This is a genomic window from Chryseobacterium soli (assembly GCF_000737705.1).
In the GTDB taxonomy this organism is placed as follows: Bacteria; Bacteroidota; Bacteroidia; order Flavobacteriales; family Weeksellaceae; genus Chryseobacterium; species Chryseobacterium soli.
Genome location: NZ_JPRH01000004.1, coordinates 337,714 through 354,858, shown reverse-complemented (window position 1 = coordinate 354,858; position 17,145 = coordinate 337,714). Strand labels below are relative to the sequence as shown.

Annotated in this window: 22 protein-coding genes and 1 riboswitch; of the genes, 8 read left to right on the top strand and 14 right to left on the bottom strand. The window is 35.0% G+C overall.

The features are described 5' to 3' along the window. Positions 1-143: 143 nt before the first annotated feature. Positions 144-329, bottom strand: a riboswitch (cobalamin riboswitch). Positions 330-483: 154 nt separating this feature from the next. Then, positions 484-945, top strand: a complete 462-nt coding sequence (locus IW15_RS11985) for an Lrp/AsnC family transcriptional regulator (protein WP_034711519.1) — start codon at positions 484-486, stop codon at positions 943-945. A 49-nt stretch (positions 946-994) separates the two neighbouring features. Here the strand turns inward: IW15_RS11985 and IW15_RS11980 are convergent, their stop codons facing one another. The 11 genes from IW15_RS11980 to IW15_RS11925 all read right to left on the bottom strand — a co-directional run bounded on the left by IW15_RS11980 (position 995) and on the right by IW15_RS11925 (position 8,944). Further along, positions 995-2,050, bottom strand: coding sequence for a hypothetical protein (locus tag IW15_RS11980; protein ID WP_131368548.1), 1,056 nt, complete (start codon positions 2,048-2,050; stop codon positions 995-997). 80 nt (positions 2,051-2,130) lie between these two features. Continuing rightward, on the bottom strand, positions 2,131-2,370 hold the full coding sequence (locus IW15_RS11975) for a VOC family protein (RefSeq protein WP_051881977.1): 240 nt from the start codon (positions 2,368-2,370) through the stop codon (positions 2,131-2,133). Positions 2,371-2,701: 331 nt separating this feature from the next. Beyond that, positions 2,702-3,463 (bottom strand): hypothetical protein, encoded by a 762-nt coding sequence (locus IW15_RS11970; RefSeq protein ID WP_034711515.1) that lies wholly within the window; start codon positions 3,461-3,463, stop codon positions 2,702-2,704. Positions 3,464-3,549: 86 nt separating this feature from the next. Further along, positions 3,550-3,939, bottom strand: coding sequence for a VOC family protein (locus IW15_RS11965; RefSeq protein WP_034711513.1), 390 nt, complete (start codon positions 3,937-3,939; stop codon positions 3,550-3,552). Positions 3,940-4,598: 659 nt separating this feature from the next. Next, positions 4,599-5,057 carry a DUF2750 domain-containing protein gene (locus tag IW15_RS11955; RefSeq protein ID WP_034711509.1) on the bottom strand — a complete coding sequence of 153 codons (459 nt, stop codon included), beginning with the start codon at positions 5,055-5,057 and terminating at the stop codon, positions 4,599-4,601. A gap of 8 nt (positions 5,058-5,065) precedes the next feature. Continuing rightward, a complete protein-coding gene (locus IW15_RS11950) occupies positions 5,066-5,437 on the bottom strand; it encodes a hypothetical protein (RefSeq protein WP_034711506.1) in 372 nt (123 codons plus the stop codon). Between the two features lie 120 nt (positions 5,438-5,557). Next, positions 5,558-6,142 (bottom strand): GDP-mannose pyrophosphatase NudK, encoded by a 585-nt coding sequence (nudK, locus tag IW15_RS11945; protein ID WP_034711504.1) that lies wholly within the window; start codon positions 6,140-6,142, stop codon positions 5,558-5,560. Between the two features lie 27 nt (positions 6,143-6,169). Further along, on the bottom strand, positions 6,170-7,075 hold the full coding sequence (locus tag IW15_RS11940) for a TIGR01777 family oxidoreductase (RefSeq protein ID WP_034711502.1): 906 nt from the start codon (positions 7,073-7,075) through the stop codon (positions 6,170-6,172). Positions 7,076-7,099: 24 nt separating this feature from the next. Then, positions 7,100-7,444: a DUF2116 family Zn-ribbon domain-containing protein gene (locus IW15_RS11935; RefSeq protein ID WP_034711500.1), complete on the bottom strand. Its 345-nt coding sequence runs from the start codon at positions 7,442-7,444 to the stop codon at positions 7,100-7,102. Then, positions 7,444-8,040 (bottom strand): HPP family protein, encoded by a 597-nt coding sequence (locus IW15_RS11930; protein WP_034711498.1) that lies wholly within the window; start codon positions 8,038-8,040, stop codon positions 7,444-7,446. Before IW15_RS11930 ends, IW15_RS11935 begins: the two co-directional genes overlap by 1 nt. Before the next feature lie 10 nt (positions 8,041-8,050). Beyond that, positions 8,051-8,944, bottom strand: coding sequence for an arginase family protein (locus tag IW15_RS11925; RefSeq protein ID WP_034711496.1), 894 nt, complete (start codon positions 8,942-8,944; stop codon positions 8,051-8,053). 337 nt (positions 8,945-9,281) lie between these two features. Here IW15_RS11925 and IW15_RS11920 point away from each other — a divergent pair, with 337 nt between their 5' ends. From IW15_RS11920 to IW15_RS11890, 7 genes are all read left to right on the top strand, one after another. After that, complete coding sequence (locus tag IW15_RS11920; RefSeq protein ID WP_034711494.1) at positions 9,282-9,614, top strand: single-stranded DNA-binding protein; 333 nt, start codon at positions 9,282-9,284, stop codon at positions 9,612-9,614. A gap of 14 nt (positions 9,615-9,628) precedes the next feature. Continuing rightward, positions 9,629-10,084 (top strand): HRDC domain-containing protein, encoded by a 456-nt coding sequence (locus tag IW15_RS11915; protein WP_228384357.1) that lies wholly within the window; start codon positions 9,629-9,631, stop codon positions 10,082-10,084. A 354-nt stretch (positions 10,085-10,438) separates the two neighbouring features. Next, entirely contained in the window at positions 10,439-11,788 is a 1,350-nt protein-coding gene (gene hisS, locus IW15_RS11910; protein WP_034711493.1) for a histidine--tRNA ligase, read from the top strand. A 163-nt stretch (positions 11,789-11,951) separates the two neighbouring features. Beyond that, positions 11,952-12,488 carry a PH domain-containing protein gene (locus IW15_RS11905; RefSeq protein ID WP_034711492.1) on the top strand — a complete coding sequence of 179 codons (537 nt, stop codon included), beginning with the start codon at positions 11,952-11,954 and terminating at the stop codon, positions 12,486-12,488. Positions 12,489-12,504: 16 nt separating this feature from the next. Continuing rightward, positions 12,505-13,338: a PH domain-containing protein gene (locus IW15_RS22945; RefSeq protein WP_084681421.1), complete on the top strand. Its 834-nt coding sequence runs from the start codon at positions 12,505-12,507 to the stop codon at positions 13,336-13,338. Between the two features lie 22 nt (positions 13,339-13,360). After that, the gene (locus IW15_RS11895; protein ID WP_034711489.1) at positions 13,361-14,023 is read left to right on the top strand and encodes a GNAT family N-acetyltransferase; all 663 of its coding nucleotides are present in this window, start codon (positions 13,361-13,363) and stop codon (positions 14,021-14,023) included. 42 nt (positions 14,024-14,065) lie between these two features. Continuing rightward, the gene (locus IW15_RS11890; RefSeq protein WP_034711487.1) at positions 14,066-14,863 is read left to right on the top strand and encodes a class I SAM-dependent methyltransferase; all 798 of its coding nucleotides are present in this window, start codon (positions 14,066-14,068) and stop codon (positions 14,861-14,863) included. A gap of 42 nt (positions 14,864-14,905) precedes the next feature. Here IW15_RS11890 and IW15_RS11885 read toward each other — a convergent pair whose 3' ends face one another. From IW15_RS11885 to IW15_RS11875, 3 genes are all read right to left on the bottom strand, one after another. Further along, complete coding sequence (locus tag IW15_RS11885; protein ID WP_034711486.1) at positions 14,906-15,142, bottom strand: YtxH domain-containing protein; 237 nt, start codon at positions 15,140-15,142, stop codon at positions 14,906-14,908. Positions 15,143-15,237: 95 nt separating this feature from the next. Beyond that, positions 15,238-16,080, bottom strand: a complete 843-nt coding sequence (locus IW15_RS11880) for an isoaspartyl peptidase/L-asparaginase (RefSeq protein ID WP_034711484.1) — start codon at positions 16,078-16,080, stop codon at positions 15,238-15,240. 146 nt (positions 16,081-16,226) lie between these two features. After that, positions 16,227-17,114 (bottom strand): cyanophycinase, encoded by an 888-nt coding sequence (locus tag IW15_RS11875; RefSeq protein ID WP_034711906.1) that lies wholly within the window; start codon positions 17,112-17,114, stop codon positions 16,227-16,229. Between the last annotated feature and the right edge of the window lie 31 nt (positions 17,115-17,145).

Here is a 17,145-nt window from a genome sequence, read left to right as displayed (position 1 = left end):
ACCATAAGGACGTAATTATCCCATTCATACATAATGAGATAGATCAGGAGAGTTTTAAACTTCCGATTTCTCTAATTTTAAAACTGACCCAATACGTTCAAAAAGTATCATCTGTATGACTCAAAGCTTCAAACCGCGAAAGCATTGTCAATCCGGAACAGGCAGGTCTCCTGGCTGGTAACAGTTTTTGTCGTCCTTCCCGCTTATAGCAGTGGATACTCGTGGACAAAAACCTTTGATATATTACTTACAGTTGCGCGACAGCTCGTGATTTTCACACGATTCCCTATTCATTTACGCTACGTAAAACCTTTTCCGTTTGATGAAGTATGTTAAAGAACAGATTGTGGGATAAAGGTATTGAATTGCGTTAATTAATTGGTTTAATGTCAAAAATTAAGTATAAAACGTTGTTGTTATTTATTTTTAAAGATAAATATTCTGTAAATTTGAAAAAATAAACCGTAAAAAGAATATTATCCTGTGGAAAGACTTGACGAAAAGGATCTTCAGCTGCTGAGAATCCTGCAAAAAAATGCAAAACTGACCGTGAAAGAGCTGGCTAAAGAAATTAACCTCTCTCCATCGCCTGTTTTTGAACGGGTAAAAAGATTGGAACAGGAAGGATACATTAAGCACTATGCGGCTGTTTTGGAAGCTGAAAAACTCAATCGGGGGTTTACTGTTTTCTGTCAGGTGAAATTAAAGATTCATGACCGGTCTGTAGGGAATAAATTTGTGAAAGATATTGTGCAGATCGAAGAAGTGGTGGAATGTTATAATATTTCAGGAGATTTTGATTTTCTGCTTAAAGTTCAGGTAAGAGATATGAAGCATTATCAGGATTTCGTATTTAATAAATTAGGTTCCGTAGATTCTATCGGAAGTACCCACAGTACCTTTGTGATGGCCGAAGTGAAGAATAATCATGGGGTTACGATATAAATGATTGAAATCTGTATATTCTTAACTATTAAGGAGAAATTGAGGATGTTTATTCTTTTGTATACGGACTGGATGAATAGATAATAATTCCATCCGGATTTTCTATCCCATACAGTCTTTTGATTTCTGCTGTTGCTTTTTGATCGGCGACATAGATATAATAGATCTGGCTATCTTTTGCTATTTCATTCATTCTATCAATCAGCTCACCTTCTTTGTACTGGAGTTTATTCATATTCCCATCGAGAACCGTTGGATTTTTACCCACAATTTTATTTTTCTGTTTGTCGGATAAATAGGGTTCAAAGTTGAAAAGGGTATTGAAATATTTATTCAACCGAAAATAGGGGTTTTTGGTCTGATAATCGAGTTTATAATTCCATAAAAGACCATAAAATGAAAGGCGATTATTTTCCTCTATACTTTCCCAGCAGTCTTGGGTTTTCTCAAGCAGCCTGAGAATAGCCTGTTTGTCTTCCGTATTTTGCAAAAGATCAAAAATAATTCTATGCATTTTGAAAATGTTTTTCTGCTGTGGCGTACACTTTTCTACATAAGAAAATAAGGTTTTTTTGTAACTTTCAGTAAGTTTTTTATCCCTCAAAAATGTCATCATTTCGACAAATTTTGCTCCATATAGATCATCGGTTGTAAGCAGAGAGTCCATATGTCTGTCAAAATCTGCCGGAGAAATCCGGTATACATATTCCATTAAAGCTTCATAAGGAAGATTATCATAGGGGTCATTGTAAGGGAGATTAACAAAAAGTCCTTTTAGAAATGTTGGGTAATTCTCTGGACGTTTTACAAAGTACTTTTCGAAAGACTCTTTTGAGATAAATCTTCTATCACTCCAGTATTTTAAAATGATAGGGGTGTACAAGCTGCATTTCGAATCACAAATGATATCATAGAATTCCTCTTCATCAACGTATTTTTGATTTCTATCTGCATCTTCAGTTACTTTTTTATACAGCTTTTCCGCATATATATAAGAATTTTTACTGCAGGCATTCAGAATCTTATAGTCTTTGTCGGTAATAATACGCTGAGACAGAAGGTTTAAGCTTAAACATAAGGCTGTGGTAAAAAGAATCTTATTCATGAAGGTATTTGTTGACGAATCTAAACTAAACATACTTAAATTGCAAATTTTACACTTTAATATGATTAGTTTATAGAATTTTATTTTGAATAATTACTTGCCTCAATCAGGTTCATGTTAGGATCACGAAAATAAACAGATCGTATCTTTCCCAATGCACTGGTTCGGTCTACAACGCCTTCAACAATCTCAATGTTTTTCTGTTTTAATTCTTCTATAACCACTTTAATATCGGTTGCAGAAATAAAGAATAAATCTGCAGAACCACAGGTCGTATTTATATTCCAAAGGTCGGAAGAAGTTATAGATCCTGAAAACATTTTTTTTCGATGGGATTAACCTTTATAAGGAATGGTTGATTGATGTTTTTTATTTTTTTGAATCATACTGTTTCTACGATAAAAAAAGTACAGATAATATATGTTGAATCATATACTGGCCGTGTTTTTTAATTTTGAATTCACTATTTTTTATCAACACCGTTAGTTTTGAACGGTAAAGAACGATGTGTTTTAGTGATAAGAGCAGCAACTGAAACGTTGATCAATAAAGATATCCAAACGTTAAACCCTTAAACTGATAAGATAATAGATCTTCAGATTTGTTCTTTACCTACAATCTCCATCACGTTTAACTTTCCACTTTTAGCCATTAAGGCTCGTCACAGTCTGCCTTTAGCTTTGTGAAGATCTTATCAAATGCTGTATAAGCTTTTCCTTCATCATCCGTAACAGGTCTGAAACTGCTGTTGGCACAATTATGAAATCCAAATCCAATGAGATCAATCAGGGCATAATCATCTTTGTTGGGATCGTTTAATTTTTCATTAAATCTAGCCATGACACCTTTGGGGTCTGCATTATCTTTGCTTCTTGCCTCAACAAATTTCTTCCAGACCGAATACATTTTCTGTTTGTCACCAGACGTGGCCACATCCACATATTCTTTGCAGGTATTGTAATAAGGACTCTTTTTCAGTGAAGATGGATCAGAAAAGCCCATGATATTATCTTTGTTCAGCTGATATTCATTTTCAAAAGTCTGAATGGTTTCCTGCTGCAGTTTTTTCCACATAGGCTGGTTGATGATTTTCAGGCTGTACAATTCTTTTTTCTTTTGTTGATACTGTTTTTCCAGCTGTTGGAGATAGGTATCTTTATTTTTCCGGATATCTTCAACGTCTGAGAGTTTAAAAACAGGATGAGAATCGAAATTAACACCCGTGAAGGTATAGAGAAGTTGGTAAACTCCGTCTATTTCTTCTTTTTTATAGGTGTTAGTATCAAAATATCCTATGTTGGAGCAATTAAAAGTCTGGTAAGAATATGAAGGAAGACTGGGTTTAGCTCCTTTTTTCTGCGCAAAACTCATCGCTGAAAGGATAATTGAAAAGCAGATGAAAATTTTTTTCATGGTATTAATAATAGTTTATAATTCTATGATATGACAGGTTTTGCAAAAATAAGAAATCATCTGTATGCAATTCCCTGTTTTTATCCTTATTGTTTATTTGGATAGGTACTTACCTCGATCAGATTCATATCAGGATCCCGGAAATACACTGATCTAATCTTTCCCAATGCTCCTGTTCTGTCAACAATTCCTTCAATGATCTCTATACTTTTTTCCTGCAATTCCTCCAAAACCGTTTCAATATCGGTTGATGAGATAAAGCAGAGATCAGCAGAACCGCATGTGGGTTGATGGGCTTTAGGCTCAAATTCATGTCCCCTTTGATGAAGATTGATCTTTTGATTTCCAAAAGTCAATGCTTTTCTGTTATCACCGAAAGTAACCACCTTGAAATTTAAAATTTCAGTGTAAAAAGTAACGGTTGCATCAATATCAGCTACCGTCAGTACAATGTGGTCTATGTTTTGGATTTCCATTTTTTTATTTTTAACAGGTTGTACGAATATTCTTCACTCCTGAAACCAATTACTTTTTTGAAAAATTGTGGTTGAGATGAGTTATTTAGATTTTGATTACTCAATATAATTTACATTAAAAACACCCTTCTTTAACTTCACTTGTATGGTATCGTTCATTTTATATTCAAACAATGATTTCTGACCTTTTTCCTTTCTTCTTTTGTTAATCAGTTTCATTTTATCATTGTCATTAATAGAATTTTTCTTGTCCGAATTAAGCCAAAAGATCTTCATTTCTTTATATCTGATTACATTATAAGTATTTGTTATCTGCGATTTTTCAGTTTGGGTATTGATATATAACATAATACTGATGAGTACTGTTCTAAATACAAAAAAGATAAATACTGTAGAAAATATACATGTGGTAATAAAGTGGGATATTGTTTTAACTTTTAAGCAGATGGTTAAAACTATAGTTAATAAAAATGTTATAGGAATTAAATACTTCCATGAACCGTCTTTAAAGTTTGTCAGATCCTGATCTAAATAATGATTTTTAATGAACGGTTTTAAAAAGAAGGTTTCCATACACATAAGCGGGATGAATATAATTAAAAACCGTACATATGAATCCGATAAAAAGGACTTTGTTTTTTCCTGTAAACTCATCTATTCTAACTGTTTAAAACCTCTCTGATCTGGGTTTCCAGATCTTCAATATTTTCAAACTTTATAAATTCCAATGGTTTTTCAATTCTTTTCAGTTCTTCTATAATATCAAGGATTAGCTCAATGGGTTCTACTTCGCTCCCGAATAAATTACTGTTAAAATCAGTTCCCGTCATAATGCCGTCACTATTCATTCCTAGACACCAGTTTTCAAGAAAATCATTTAAAGGGATGGAATCGACAATATATTCCTCCCATTCATTTTCAATACAGGATTTTGCAAGGGCCTCTACAGACCAGAAACAAACGACCTGTACAGGACTGCCGTCTTCATGTTCCATATCGTTGGAGTAGGAGACAGCATAGCCTTTATCACCTTTCAGAGCGTACACAATTTGTGATTCACTTACTTTTTTTATGAAATTTTTATGTTGATTTTGTAGAGTAATTGTATCTTGAAGCATAATTTTCGTTATTTATTGTTACGGTTGGTGTAGATGATTTGAGGCTGTTTTCCATCGAGATCTCTTTTAGACCTTCCAAATAATCCAATTTCAAGGTCATTGGGAGTATTGTTTTCAATCTCAATCGGATTTACATACGTATACATTCCATAGCCGTGTCCGGCAACAATCCAACCTTCTGTGTGTTTTAAAGTAATTGTATTAAAATCACCGGCAGGACCACCAGCTAAAACGGGACCAAATTCTTTCATTTGCTTTATGGCTTCTGCATGTATATCTTTTATAGTATCTGCATGATCGAAAATAATATACGTTCCGTTTTTGAAGAGAACCCAATCTTGAAACTGAGGATTAATAGCGAGTTTTACATGTTCAATCATTTTATAGATAAGATGGAGATTATAATTAGTATTGTTTTTTTCATGGTAAAAGATCAGTTTAATTTTGGAGGCACAAAACTAGATCATATTTTTGGATTAGGAAATACAATACTGTTTAATCTACAGGATATTTTTAATACGTAAATACTGCAAGAGCATAATGGTTTTGGCATCTTTAATCTCCCCATTATCAATCATGGTCAGTGCATTATGAAATGAAAGTTCCAGCACTTCAATATCTTCACCTTCTTCTTCAAGACCGCCGCCATCTGCCATTTTCATATCTTCAGAATAGGCTGCAATGAAAAAATGCAATATTTCAGTAACGGAGCCAGGCGACATATAAGCTTCATAGACTTTTTCAACCTGTGTAATTGTATAGCCTGTTTCTTCCTCAGTTTCTCTTTTTATACATTCTTCGGGATTGTCATTATCCAGTAAGCCTGCACACGCTTCGATAAGCATTCCCGTGGAATTTCCATTAATATAGGTAGGAAGACGGAACTGACGGGTAAGAATCACCGTATTTTTATCTTTATTGTAAAGCAGAATGACCGCGCCATTTCCTCTGTCGTAAGCTTCTCTGCTTTGAGTTTGTATTGTTCCGTTACTTTGAGTTTTTTCGAAGGTGATTTTATGTAATGTATACCAGTTATCCGATAAAATTTCTGTTTTTATAATATTGATATTCTTATTTTGCTGCATAGAGATTATTTCTTTTTATAATGATTTTTATTTTTTTAGTAAATCTTCAAGTGCTTGCTTGAGATCAGGAAATTTAAACTGAAAGCCTGCATCCTGAATTTTCTGTGATGAAGCCCTAGAACCTTCCAGTAAAGCATCAGCGAGTTCTCCAAATAGTATTTTCAGAACAAATGTGGGAACATTCGGCATGAATAATGGCTTTTTTAAAACTTCGGCCGTCTTTTTTGTGAAATTTTCATTCGTAGTATGCTGGGGAGAAGAAGCATTGTAAACGCCCTGGATGTTGGGATTCTGTAAAGCAAATTCATAAACAGAACAGATATCTTTAATATGGATCCAGGGCATATACTGTCTGCCGCTTCCCAGTGGTGAACCGATCCCCAACTGAATCGGAGGCATCATCTTTTTTAAGGCTCCTTCTTTTTCAGAAAGGACAATTGCAGTACGTATTTTCACGACCCGTTCGGCCAGGTTTTGTTCCTGAAATTCATCTGCTGATTTTTCCCAAAGAACCACGACTTCACTTAAAAAATCATTACCGGGTTGGTCGTTTTCCGTATAAATTTTTTCTGTGGTTGTCGTCCCGTAAAAATTAATTCCTGAAGCAGAAATAAAAGATTTAAGTTTGATGTTCTTCTTTTGTAAAGTGTTCAACAATAGTTTTGCAGAATCAACACGGCTTGAAATCAGTTCTTTTTTTCTTTCATCAGTCCAGCGCTTTTCAGAAATATTAGCTCCTGCTAAATGAATGATGTGAGAGATATTGTCAAAGGCTGATTCATCAATGGTTCCTTTTTTTACATCCCATTCAAATTCATTAGCCTGTTTTTTGTTCCGGGTTAAAAACCTTACCGTATATTGTTGTTCAATCTTTTTCGACAGTTCACGGGCAACAAATCCGCCGGCACCGGTAATTAAAACAATTTCTTTCATAATTAAAAATGTAAATGGTGAAAATTAAGCCTGATTTTTTACAATTAAAACATAATCATCGTCTAAGAGTTTATAGCCGTAATCATAAATAAATTTGTATTCAGAACCGTTTTTATAGATTTTCAGATTCGTAAAATAATCAAAATCAAAACCTAAACTATCCAGTCTGGATCTTGCTGTTTTTGCTTTACCGTCTGTATTGATTTCACAAAGGATCCGGTAATTCTTACGAAGTTTGTTGTTCACATTCCGCATCAGGTTACTGGAATCTTTATTCTGCTTATTGTTATAGGCGTTCCGGCAGGCATCATTGCAGAACTTTTTATCTGACCTTCCGTTAATTTTTTCGCCGCATTCTAGGCAATTCATTATTTTTTCAGGGTATGATTGTGTTTTTTCTTTAGTAACTTTTTAAATCTATTGTGATTGGGATAACTTCTGTTGGGAGTAATATTATTAAAAAATAGAGCAACCAGCAGCAATATGATACATCCTGAAAGAACCGGGGAGAGAACATACCAATATCCTAATTCCGGGATCTTTCCGGTTGAGCTTACCGCAATTAAAGCGGTAGCACCGCCCGGTGGATGAAGAGTTTTTGTATACTGCATCAACACGATAGAGAAAGCAACTGCCAACGGGGCAGACAGCCAGATAATATCGGGTACCAGTTTATAGATTGTAACGCCCACAATGGCTGAAATAACATGACCGCCTATAAGGTTTCTGGGTTGTGCTAAAGGACTTTGTATAGCGCCATAGATCAAAACACTGGAGGCCCCAAAAGAACCGATCAGGAATATATTTTCAGTTTCTAACAAGGAATGGGATTGGATAAATGCAATCAGTCCAATTCCAAAAAATGCCCCTAAAAACGACCAGAAATGTTCTTTATAGTCAACCAGTGTTTCCTTATAAATCACATATTTTGAAACTCTGAACGTTCTTTTTATAGTCTTCTTCATTTAGTCTTCTTTATTTGATAATTTGAATTAAATTTTTCACCAATGCTTGCGTGTACGTGCCATTTTCATCATAATCAGGATCCAGAACAGTGATTTCTATTCCAAAGCAAAGGGGAGAATTGATAAGCGGCTGCAGAATTTCTCTGAGATTTTCATAATCAATTCCGTCTTCCATTCTGCTGTCTACTGCAGGCATCAGCTGATCATTCAAAACATCTACATCAAGGTGAATAAAAAATCCGTCCAGCGATTTACTGTTAATCATTGTTAGAAAATCTTCCGCGGTTTTCCCAAAGCCGTTTTTTCTGAGCTTATCCAGATCAAAATATTCAATATTGGAATTAAGGATCTGCTCTACATATTCTTTATCATCAGTTTCTGCATTTCCTACGCAATAAATATTTTCTTCTGAAAAATAAGGATTAAGCCCATCAATATGAGTCAGTTTTTCATGCCCCAATCCTGTAATAATAGCAAGATCCATTCCTGCAGCAGCGGCACTTTGAGAGAGATGAGCCGGAATATAATCTGTATGTCCGTCCAGATAAAATAACCCGAAATTTCCCAATTTCTTTAAGGCTATGGCTGTTCCTATCAAAATGCTGCAGTCACCTCCAAGCATGATATTGAAAGTGTTTTCCTGATGATTCTTTATGATGAAATCTGCCTGTTCTTTGGCGTACTTAATAATAACTTCCGCATTGAGAACTCCTGACTCCTGATCAAGTTCCATCGAATATTCCGGTGCTTCCAGTCTGAAAATATTATTGGGATTGATTGCTCTATGAAAATCAAATTTCCTGAGCCATTCCGGGAGCTTTTTAACACCGGGCTCCGTTTCATGATCCTTTTTCTTAAGCCCGAGGTTGAGAGGAAACTCAAAAATATTGATGTCCCTTTTCATAGATGATGTTTCATCAAAGATACGGAATTATCCGTTTGCAAATGGATAGAACGCGTGATTTTAATACTTTTCAAACAGAAATAAAATTTATTTTATTGAGCGGTTTTATTCTGTAATAATTTTAATTTAAAATAAGTTGACACCTGTTTTTATTGTGGAAAGTGATAATGATTTTGAATTTTATTTATTCTCATATCCATTTACAAACGATTACAAACGAATTTAAATAGTTTACAACCGAATAAGTTGCGGTGCTATAACAATCTTTGCAACAGAGATTTGAGAAACACAGTGAACGTCTCTTATCTGAATTATTAATCTTAAAAACAAAAAAGTTATGTCACTAAGAAACAAAGTAACATTAATAGGTTACACAGGAAAAGAAGTTGAAACGGTAAACTTCGAAAGTGGAAATGTAAAAGCCAGCGTGTCTTTAGCAACCAGCGATCATTATACGAATGCAAAAGGCGAAAAAGTAGAAGAAACACAATGGCATAATCTGATAGCTTTTGGAAAAACAGCTGAAATCTTTCAGAAATATGTACCAAAAGGAAAAGAGATTGCTATTGAAGGAAAGCTTACATACAGATCGTATGATGATAAAGATGGCGTTAAGCGATATATTACAGAAATCAGAGTAGATGAAATTCTTCTGTTGGGAGGTAAATAATTCTAAAAACACAAATGATGAAAGTAAAAGTTTTTAAAATCAGACTTCCCGAAGAATTTCTCTACAAAGATCAGAAAACACTGGATACTTTTCTGGAGGTGAACGAAATTATAAAAGTGGAAACCGCTTTTGTAAGTGCTGAATGTTATTGGTCCGTAGTCCTGTATTTTGAAGAGCTGAAAACAGCTAAAAGTATAGTGAAGGAACCAAAGGCAGTGAAATACTCTGCAGATGAGGCTGCTTTAAACTCCGATGAAGAAAAAATTTTAGATGCCCTGAAATACTGGCGGTCTGAGAAGGCTAAAGAACAGAATCTCCCGACTTACTTTATCGCGAGCAATAAAGAGCTGATGTCTGTAGCGAAGTATAAACCTGCTAAGAAAGAGGAACTGCTAGAGATTAAAGGCTTCGGAAAACATAAGATTGAAAATTATGGTGAAGAGATTCTGGAAATCCTTGAAAGCGTCTGATTTTTCGTAATTAATGATGGTAATGCATCGAAAAGCTGGAGAAGATCTTTCTTCAGCTTTTTTATGTTTCGGAAAAGTCCTTTCAATTCCTTATTTTTGCATGACTTATCTATATCATCCGCAAAATGGGCAAATTTTGAGATGAGCTTACAAAGAACTTTATAATTTCTATGGGTAAAATTTAATATATTAACCATAGAATAGTAAGGAAAATGAAGATTCTCAAAAACTGATATGTTCTTAATAAGCGATTTTGTAATGAATTTCAGTGCAATGAAATCTTTGTCTTTTGGGCGGAGAACGTTTAGATAAGTTTAAATATGTTTAATAGTAATATCATTTATCAATTATAAAATGAAACCAAGTTTAGCAAAAGGAACCAGAGATTTTACCTCAGAGGAAGTTTCGAGAAGAAAATATATCATCAATATTTTACAGAATAACTTCGAATTATTTGGATTCCAGCCTTTGGAAACTCCAAGCTTTGAAAATCTTTCGACCTTAACAGGAAAATATGGTGAAGAAGGTGATCGACTGATCTTTAAGATTTTAAATTCAGGAGATTATACTTCAAAAGTAAATCATGAGGACTGGGAAAATAAAAGTCATCAGAAACTGACTTCTCAAATTTCAGATAAAGCTCTTCGTTATGACCTTACCGTACCTTTTGCAAGATTCGTGGCAATGAATCATGGAAAATTAACTTTCCCATACAAACGTTACCAAATTCAGCCGGTTTGGAGAGCAGACCGCCCTCAGAAAGGGAGATTCAGAGAATTTTATCAGTGTGATGCTGATGTCGTAGGAAGCGAAAGTCTTTTCCAGGAAGTAGATTTGGTACAATTGTATTTAAAATCATTCTCAGATCTTAAAGTTCCGGTAACGATTCACTTAAACAACAGAAAGATTCTTTCCGGCCTTGCAGAATATGCCGGAATTACGGACAAATTAATAGATTTCACGGTTGCTTTAGACAAGCTTGATAAGATTGGGAAAGAAGGAGTGGTAAAAGAACTGCTGGAAAGAGAAATTTCACAGGAATCGATTGATAAACTGGACTTCTTATTTACACAGTCTGATGATGCGCTGGAAAATCTTTTACAGCTTAAAGAAAAATTTGCAGGTAATGAAGTAGGGACAAAAGGAGTTGAAGAATTAGAATTTGTATTAACGCAGTCCCTCAATCTTGGGGTAGATATTCAGAATCTGGTATTTGATATTACGCTAGCGAGAGGATTGGATTATTATACAGGAGCCATTTTCGAAGTAAAGGCGGATGAAGTAGCCATGGGTTCTATCGGTGGCGGTGGAAGATATGATAACCTTACGGAAGTTTTTGGCGTTAAAAATATACCGGGAATCGGAATTTCATTTGGATTAGACAGAATTTATCTTGTTATGGAAGAATTAGGTCTTTTCCCTGAAGAAGCATCATCTAAAGTGGAATATCTGTTTGCCAACTTTGGCGGGGAAGAAACATTGGAAGCATTAAAACTGATTATGAAGCTAAGAGAGAAAGGAGTTTCTGCAGAACTGTATCCGGAAAATTCAAAAATCAATAAGCAATTTACCTATGCTGAAAAGAAAGGCATTAAAAATCTTGTTTTCTTAGGAGAAGAAGAAATTAAAAACGGAACGGTTACTTTTAAAAACCTTGAAGCCGGAGAACAGAAAACTGTTTCCTTGGAAGAGTTTTTAGGATAATATCTGAAAAAAATATAAAATAGAAAGCATTACCAATCGGTAATGCTTTTTTTATGGGTAGTATTGACTTTGATTAAAAATAAATAGAAATAATATCCTTATAACTTTCCGTATTTTAGAAAAAAATTAAATTTGTAAGATCTACCATGTATAAAAACCAATAATGAGTGAAAAATCTAGAATTGACGAAATAAAAGATGAACTGGAACTATTAGATATTAATCCTACCATTTTTGCCAGAAAAGAAATTCATTCCCTGCCGGAAGTGCTTTCAGAGAATGAAAAAATTGTTTATTTAATTGAGGGAAGAAATAAGCTTAGCAATCATCACCTCATTTTAGTGGCCACCGAAAGAAGACTGATTTTTGTAGACAAAGAATTCATGTACGGATTGAAAGTGGAAGATTTTTCTTATGATAAAGTAAGCTCCATACAATATGAGAAGTCGCTGATGCTGGCTTCAATAGATATTCATATTTCAGACAATATTCTTGAGATCGATAATGTCGGAAAATATTATGCTGAATTATTCTGTGAAAAAGTCAGAGATTTCATGGCGCGTCCTACACAATATTTTCAAAATACCTCAGAAACAACCACGTTAGATCAGTTGGAGCAACTGGGAAGGATGAAGGAAAGCGGAGTCTTAACGGAAGAAGAATTTGCCGCACAAAAGAAAAAATTACTTGAAAAACTATAACTGATAAATTGAGATTATGAGTGCTAATTGTGTGATGTGTGGAGCAGTATTAACATCTATGGATACGCTGTTGGGAGAAAATAAACTTTCAGATGATGGCGTTATTTGTAATCAATGTTTAGACAGAGCAAGCAATATCAATCAGGAAGTATTATCTAATTTGAAGAAGTTTAGTCTGGCAGATATTAAAAATTTTATAGAAAAACAACAAATCCAACCTGCAATAATTGATGAGCAACAAGAAATGGATGACTTCACTTCTGAACATAACAATATACTGAAAGGAGATTTCTCTTCGGATGTCATTAAGAGAAGACGAAAAGAAATAAAAAAAGAACTGGAACTACTGAACGCCAATCTTTCCATGTTCACCAAAGGAGAAATTAAAAAGCTGCCTTACATTCTTTCGGCTGATGAAAAAATACTAGCTATTACAGATGCTCAGTATCTCAATACATTGGATGCCGGTATTTTGGTGGCAACTCCCGGAAGACTAATATCTGTTTCAAAATCCATGTTTTCTCCTGCTAAGATCAGTGAATATCCCAATGAAACGATTGCATCAGTAAGCTTTGTGCCACATTCGAGATCCCCAATCATTAAAATTCATACGGAAGACAGAATAGTTGAGTTTGAATGTTACAATGCCAAGACTGATGCTGAAATGTTTTATGATAAAATAAAAAACAGATATAATAAAGAGGCTCAAAAACAGAAAGTATCTGTGACACCGGAGTCTTCAGCAACAGTGATAGAACAATTGGAGCAGTTGGGAAAGCTTAGAGAAAATGGAATCTTAACAGGAGAAGAGTTTGCTGAGCAGAAAAAGAAACTGTTGGGGAAATTATAAGTATCTAAATTTTAAAATAGGCATGAAGAATACAGTCTCTAAGGATACAATCGAAAAATGGCTCAAAGGATGGTCTTTATCACGACAATTACCACCGCCAATTGCCTATAAGTCCGGTTTTAAAGTGGAGGTAGGATATCCCAATCAAAAAACACGGTATGTATTCCCGACGCTTAATGATGATTTTATTCAACTCATTTCATCGATTAATGATCCCTGGGTTTACCTTAAAGTATGTGCATCTTCTGAAGAAGTAAAAAGCCAAATTTCCGGAAAATGGGAAATCCAGCCTCAGGGTTATATGATGTCTTGTTCCCATTCAATGAATATTTCGGATAGTAGCCTTCATCATGATTACCAATTAGAATACGAAAGCTATAACTCAACATGTGTTATTAAAATAATGACTAAAGACGGAGAACTGGCCTCCACAGGGCGTTTAGTTTTGGTTAATGATCTGGCTGTTTATGACAGAATTTATACAGATAATAAACACCAAAGAAAAGGACTTGCTACTTTTTTGATGAAAGAGCTTGAAAAAATAGCTTTATCAAAAGGGGTAGTGAATAATTTTCTTGTGGCAACAGAAGCTGGAAAGCCTTTATATCAGTCGTTAGGCTGGAAAATAGAAAGTTGGTATACCTCAATTGTTATCCCCGGAATAAAACCCGGATCAAAGAGGTAGAACCTGTAAAATAAAAAATAGAACTTAGATTTGAATAATACCATGGAAAACTATTTAGAAATCAATAAAAATTCATGGAATGCCAAAGTAGAACCGCATCTGAAATCAGATTTTTACTTTGTAGATGAATTTTTAAAAGGAAGAAACTCTCTCAACTCAATAGAGCTGGATCTTTTGGGCGATATATCTGGGAAGACCATTCTGCATCTGCAGTGTCATTTTGGGCAGGATTCCATTTCGCTTTCCCGGCTAGGGGCTAAAGTTACCGGAATAGATTTATCTGATAAAGCTATTGAAGCCGCTAAAGATTTAGCACAACAATGCGGAACTGATACAGAATTCATCTGTTCCGATGTGTATCATCTTCCCGTTGTTTTAGACCAGAAATTTGATATTGTATTTACCAGCTATGGAACAATCGGTTGGCTGCCTGATCTTGATCAATGGGCAAAAGTGATTAATCATTTTCTAAAACCTGACGGGAAATTTGTAATGGCAGAATTCCACCCTGTGGTCTGGATGTTTGATGATGATTTTAAAGAAGTCACCTACAATTATTTTAATGAAAAACCTATTGTAGAAACATACGAAGGAACCTATGCGGACCAATCTGCAGCTATTGTTCAGGAATATGTGATGTGGAATCATTCGCTATCTGATGTTCTTCAGAGTTTGATTGCAAATAAGATACTGTTGCAGGATTTCCGGGAGTTTGACTGGTCACCATATCCATGCTTTAAACATGTTGATGAATTTGAAAAAGGGAAGTGGCGTATTCCTCAATTTGGGAACAAAATACCGTTAGTATATGCTTTAAGCGCACAAAAAAAGTCATCGTAGGGTAAATACGATGACTTTTTATATATGAATGTTAAAATAATCTTAGTTTAAAGAATCTTCGGCCTTTGTTTTAGCCTCATCAACTTTATTCTGAACCTGGGAAGCTACATCATTTGCTTTCGTTTTAATGTCATTTCCCCACTTGTTAAAATTATCTTTTGCCGTGTTGATCTTATCTTTTACAGCTTGTTGTTCTTCAGGTGTTGATTTTTTATATTTCCAATAAGCCAAAGCACCTAAACCTAGTAAAGCTAATAAGCCATTTGTTTTGTTTCCCATGATTTCTATTTTTTTATTAATATTAAAATTTGTTATTAGTAAACATGTAAAATACGTGCCAAAAAATAAAACCAAATGATAAAAAAATGTTAAAATTAACTAAATACTTCAAATTTTTCGCCGTCAAAACTTGCAAAAACCATAGTAGGATAGGAATCCTGATGATAAATTGTACCCTCTTTATCAATGGCAATAGCACCTGCAAAACCGTCAATAGTTTTTAATTCCGCAAAAGTTTTATTAAAAGCTTGTTCAAGGCTCAATCCGTCTGTAACCCGTGTAACGATTTTTGCAGCCGTCGCATTGCTTACGATATCTTCTCCGACTCCTGTACAGCTTACCGCACAAAAAGCATTGGCATAATTTCCTGCCACGGTTGCCGAATCTGAAATTCTTCCGGGAATTTCAAATCCTTTTCCTCCGGTAGACGTTGCTACAGCTAGTTTTCCATCTTTGTCGATGGCAACACAGCCTACAGTTCCTTTTCCTCCGGCGCTGAGTTTGGCTTCATATTCACTTCTTCTCTGAGGAATTTCAGTAGAGAAATTTTCAAAACCGTGCTCTGTTGCATAATTTTTAGCGCCATTTCCTCCTAAAACCCGGTCGTCTTCCTGTATTAATTCTTTAGCTACCAAAATAGGATTTTTAACCTCCTGAATATTGATAACACCGCTTAATTTTTGGGTTTCCCCATCCATAATGGCTGCACTCATACGGATTACACCGTCGCTTTGGATTTGAGAACCAATTCCTGCGTTATACAATTCATCGTTCTCTAAAAGGGATACTGCATAGGCTACGGTCTCAAACGCCGAGTGGGTTTTAAGATATTCGAATGCCTGCTGGGCAATATTTTTTAAAGAATTTTGTTTTGCTGTTTTTATTTCATGGCTTTGGTCGCTTTCAGAGAAAAAACCGCCGTGGATAATTATTTTCATATTATTTAATTGGGTATTGGTTTACAGTGGATCATCAGGCATACGCAGGCTCGAAGGTGAAGCGAAAAAATCATCATGAAGAATTAGAGGTCATAAACCTTAACATGAAACAATAATCCATCAACCGTCAACTAACACCCAACAACTTATTTATCCTGAGGAATGGGATTAAACTGTGAATTTTCGATCGTCAGTGTTTTTGTCGTCAGATCATAATGATCATTCATCGACATCACATGTACCGTAAGATTATCAATAGAAATAGGTTCTCCTAAATTAATATTCGTAAGATTGGTATCTTTAATGAACCTTCCGTCAACAATAATGACCAATCCGGATCCTACAGCAGTCATCACATCATTATGAATGAAAAGCCCGGTGTCCTCTCCTAAACCTATTCCTAAAGTTCTTGGATTGTTCACAACAGCCTGGAATAGACGTCCGATTCTTCCTCTTTGTACAAAATGGGTATCAATAATTACATTATCAATTAAGCCTAAACCTTGCGTTGTCTTGATTTCCCCTTTTAACAGAGCTTCAGAACTGCTTCCCTGGTAAATCATGTTTTCGGATGCTGCAGCAGCTCCGGCAGATGTCCCGGAATAGATAAAATCCTGCTCCTGATATTTGATGAGAATGGTTTCATGAAATCTCGTTCCGCCAAGAATGGAAGTTAACCGTAACTGATCGCCACCGGTAAACATCACAACATCTGCAGCGCTGGCTCTCGCCACCATCGCATCTGAATTGGCTTCTTCCCGGTTATGAATATCCAGAATATTAACGTTTTTAGCACCCAAAAATTCAAATGCCTTTTTATATTCTGTACCTACAATCTGAGGGATCTGAGAAGCGGTTGTGATAATCTCAATAACAGAGTTTTCTTTATTTTTAGATTCATTGATAATCTTCCTTAAAATGCCTCTTTCGAAAAAATTAAGGTTTTTTTCAATATTCTGATCATAATCGGTTTCTGCAAAACTTCCTTTGTTTACAGCGCCTCCGATAACTATTAATTTTCCAACGGGTTTCATCATAGGGTGCAAATTTAAAAAATAATTCACA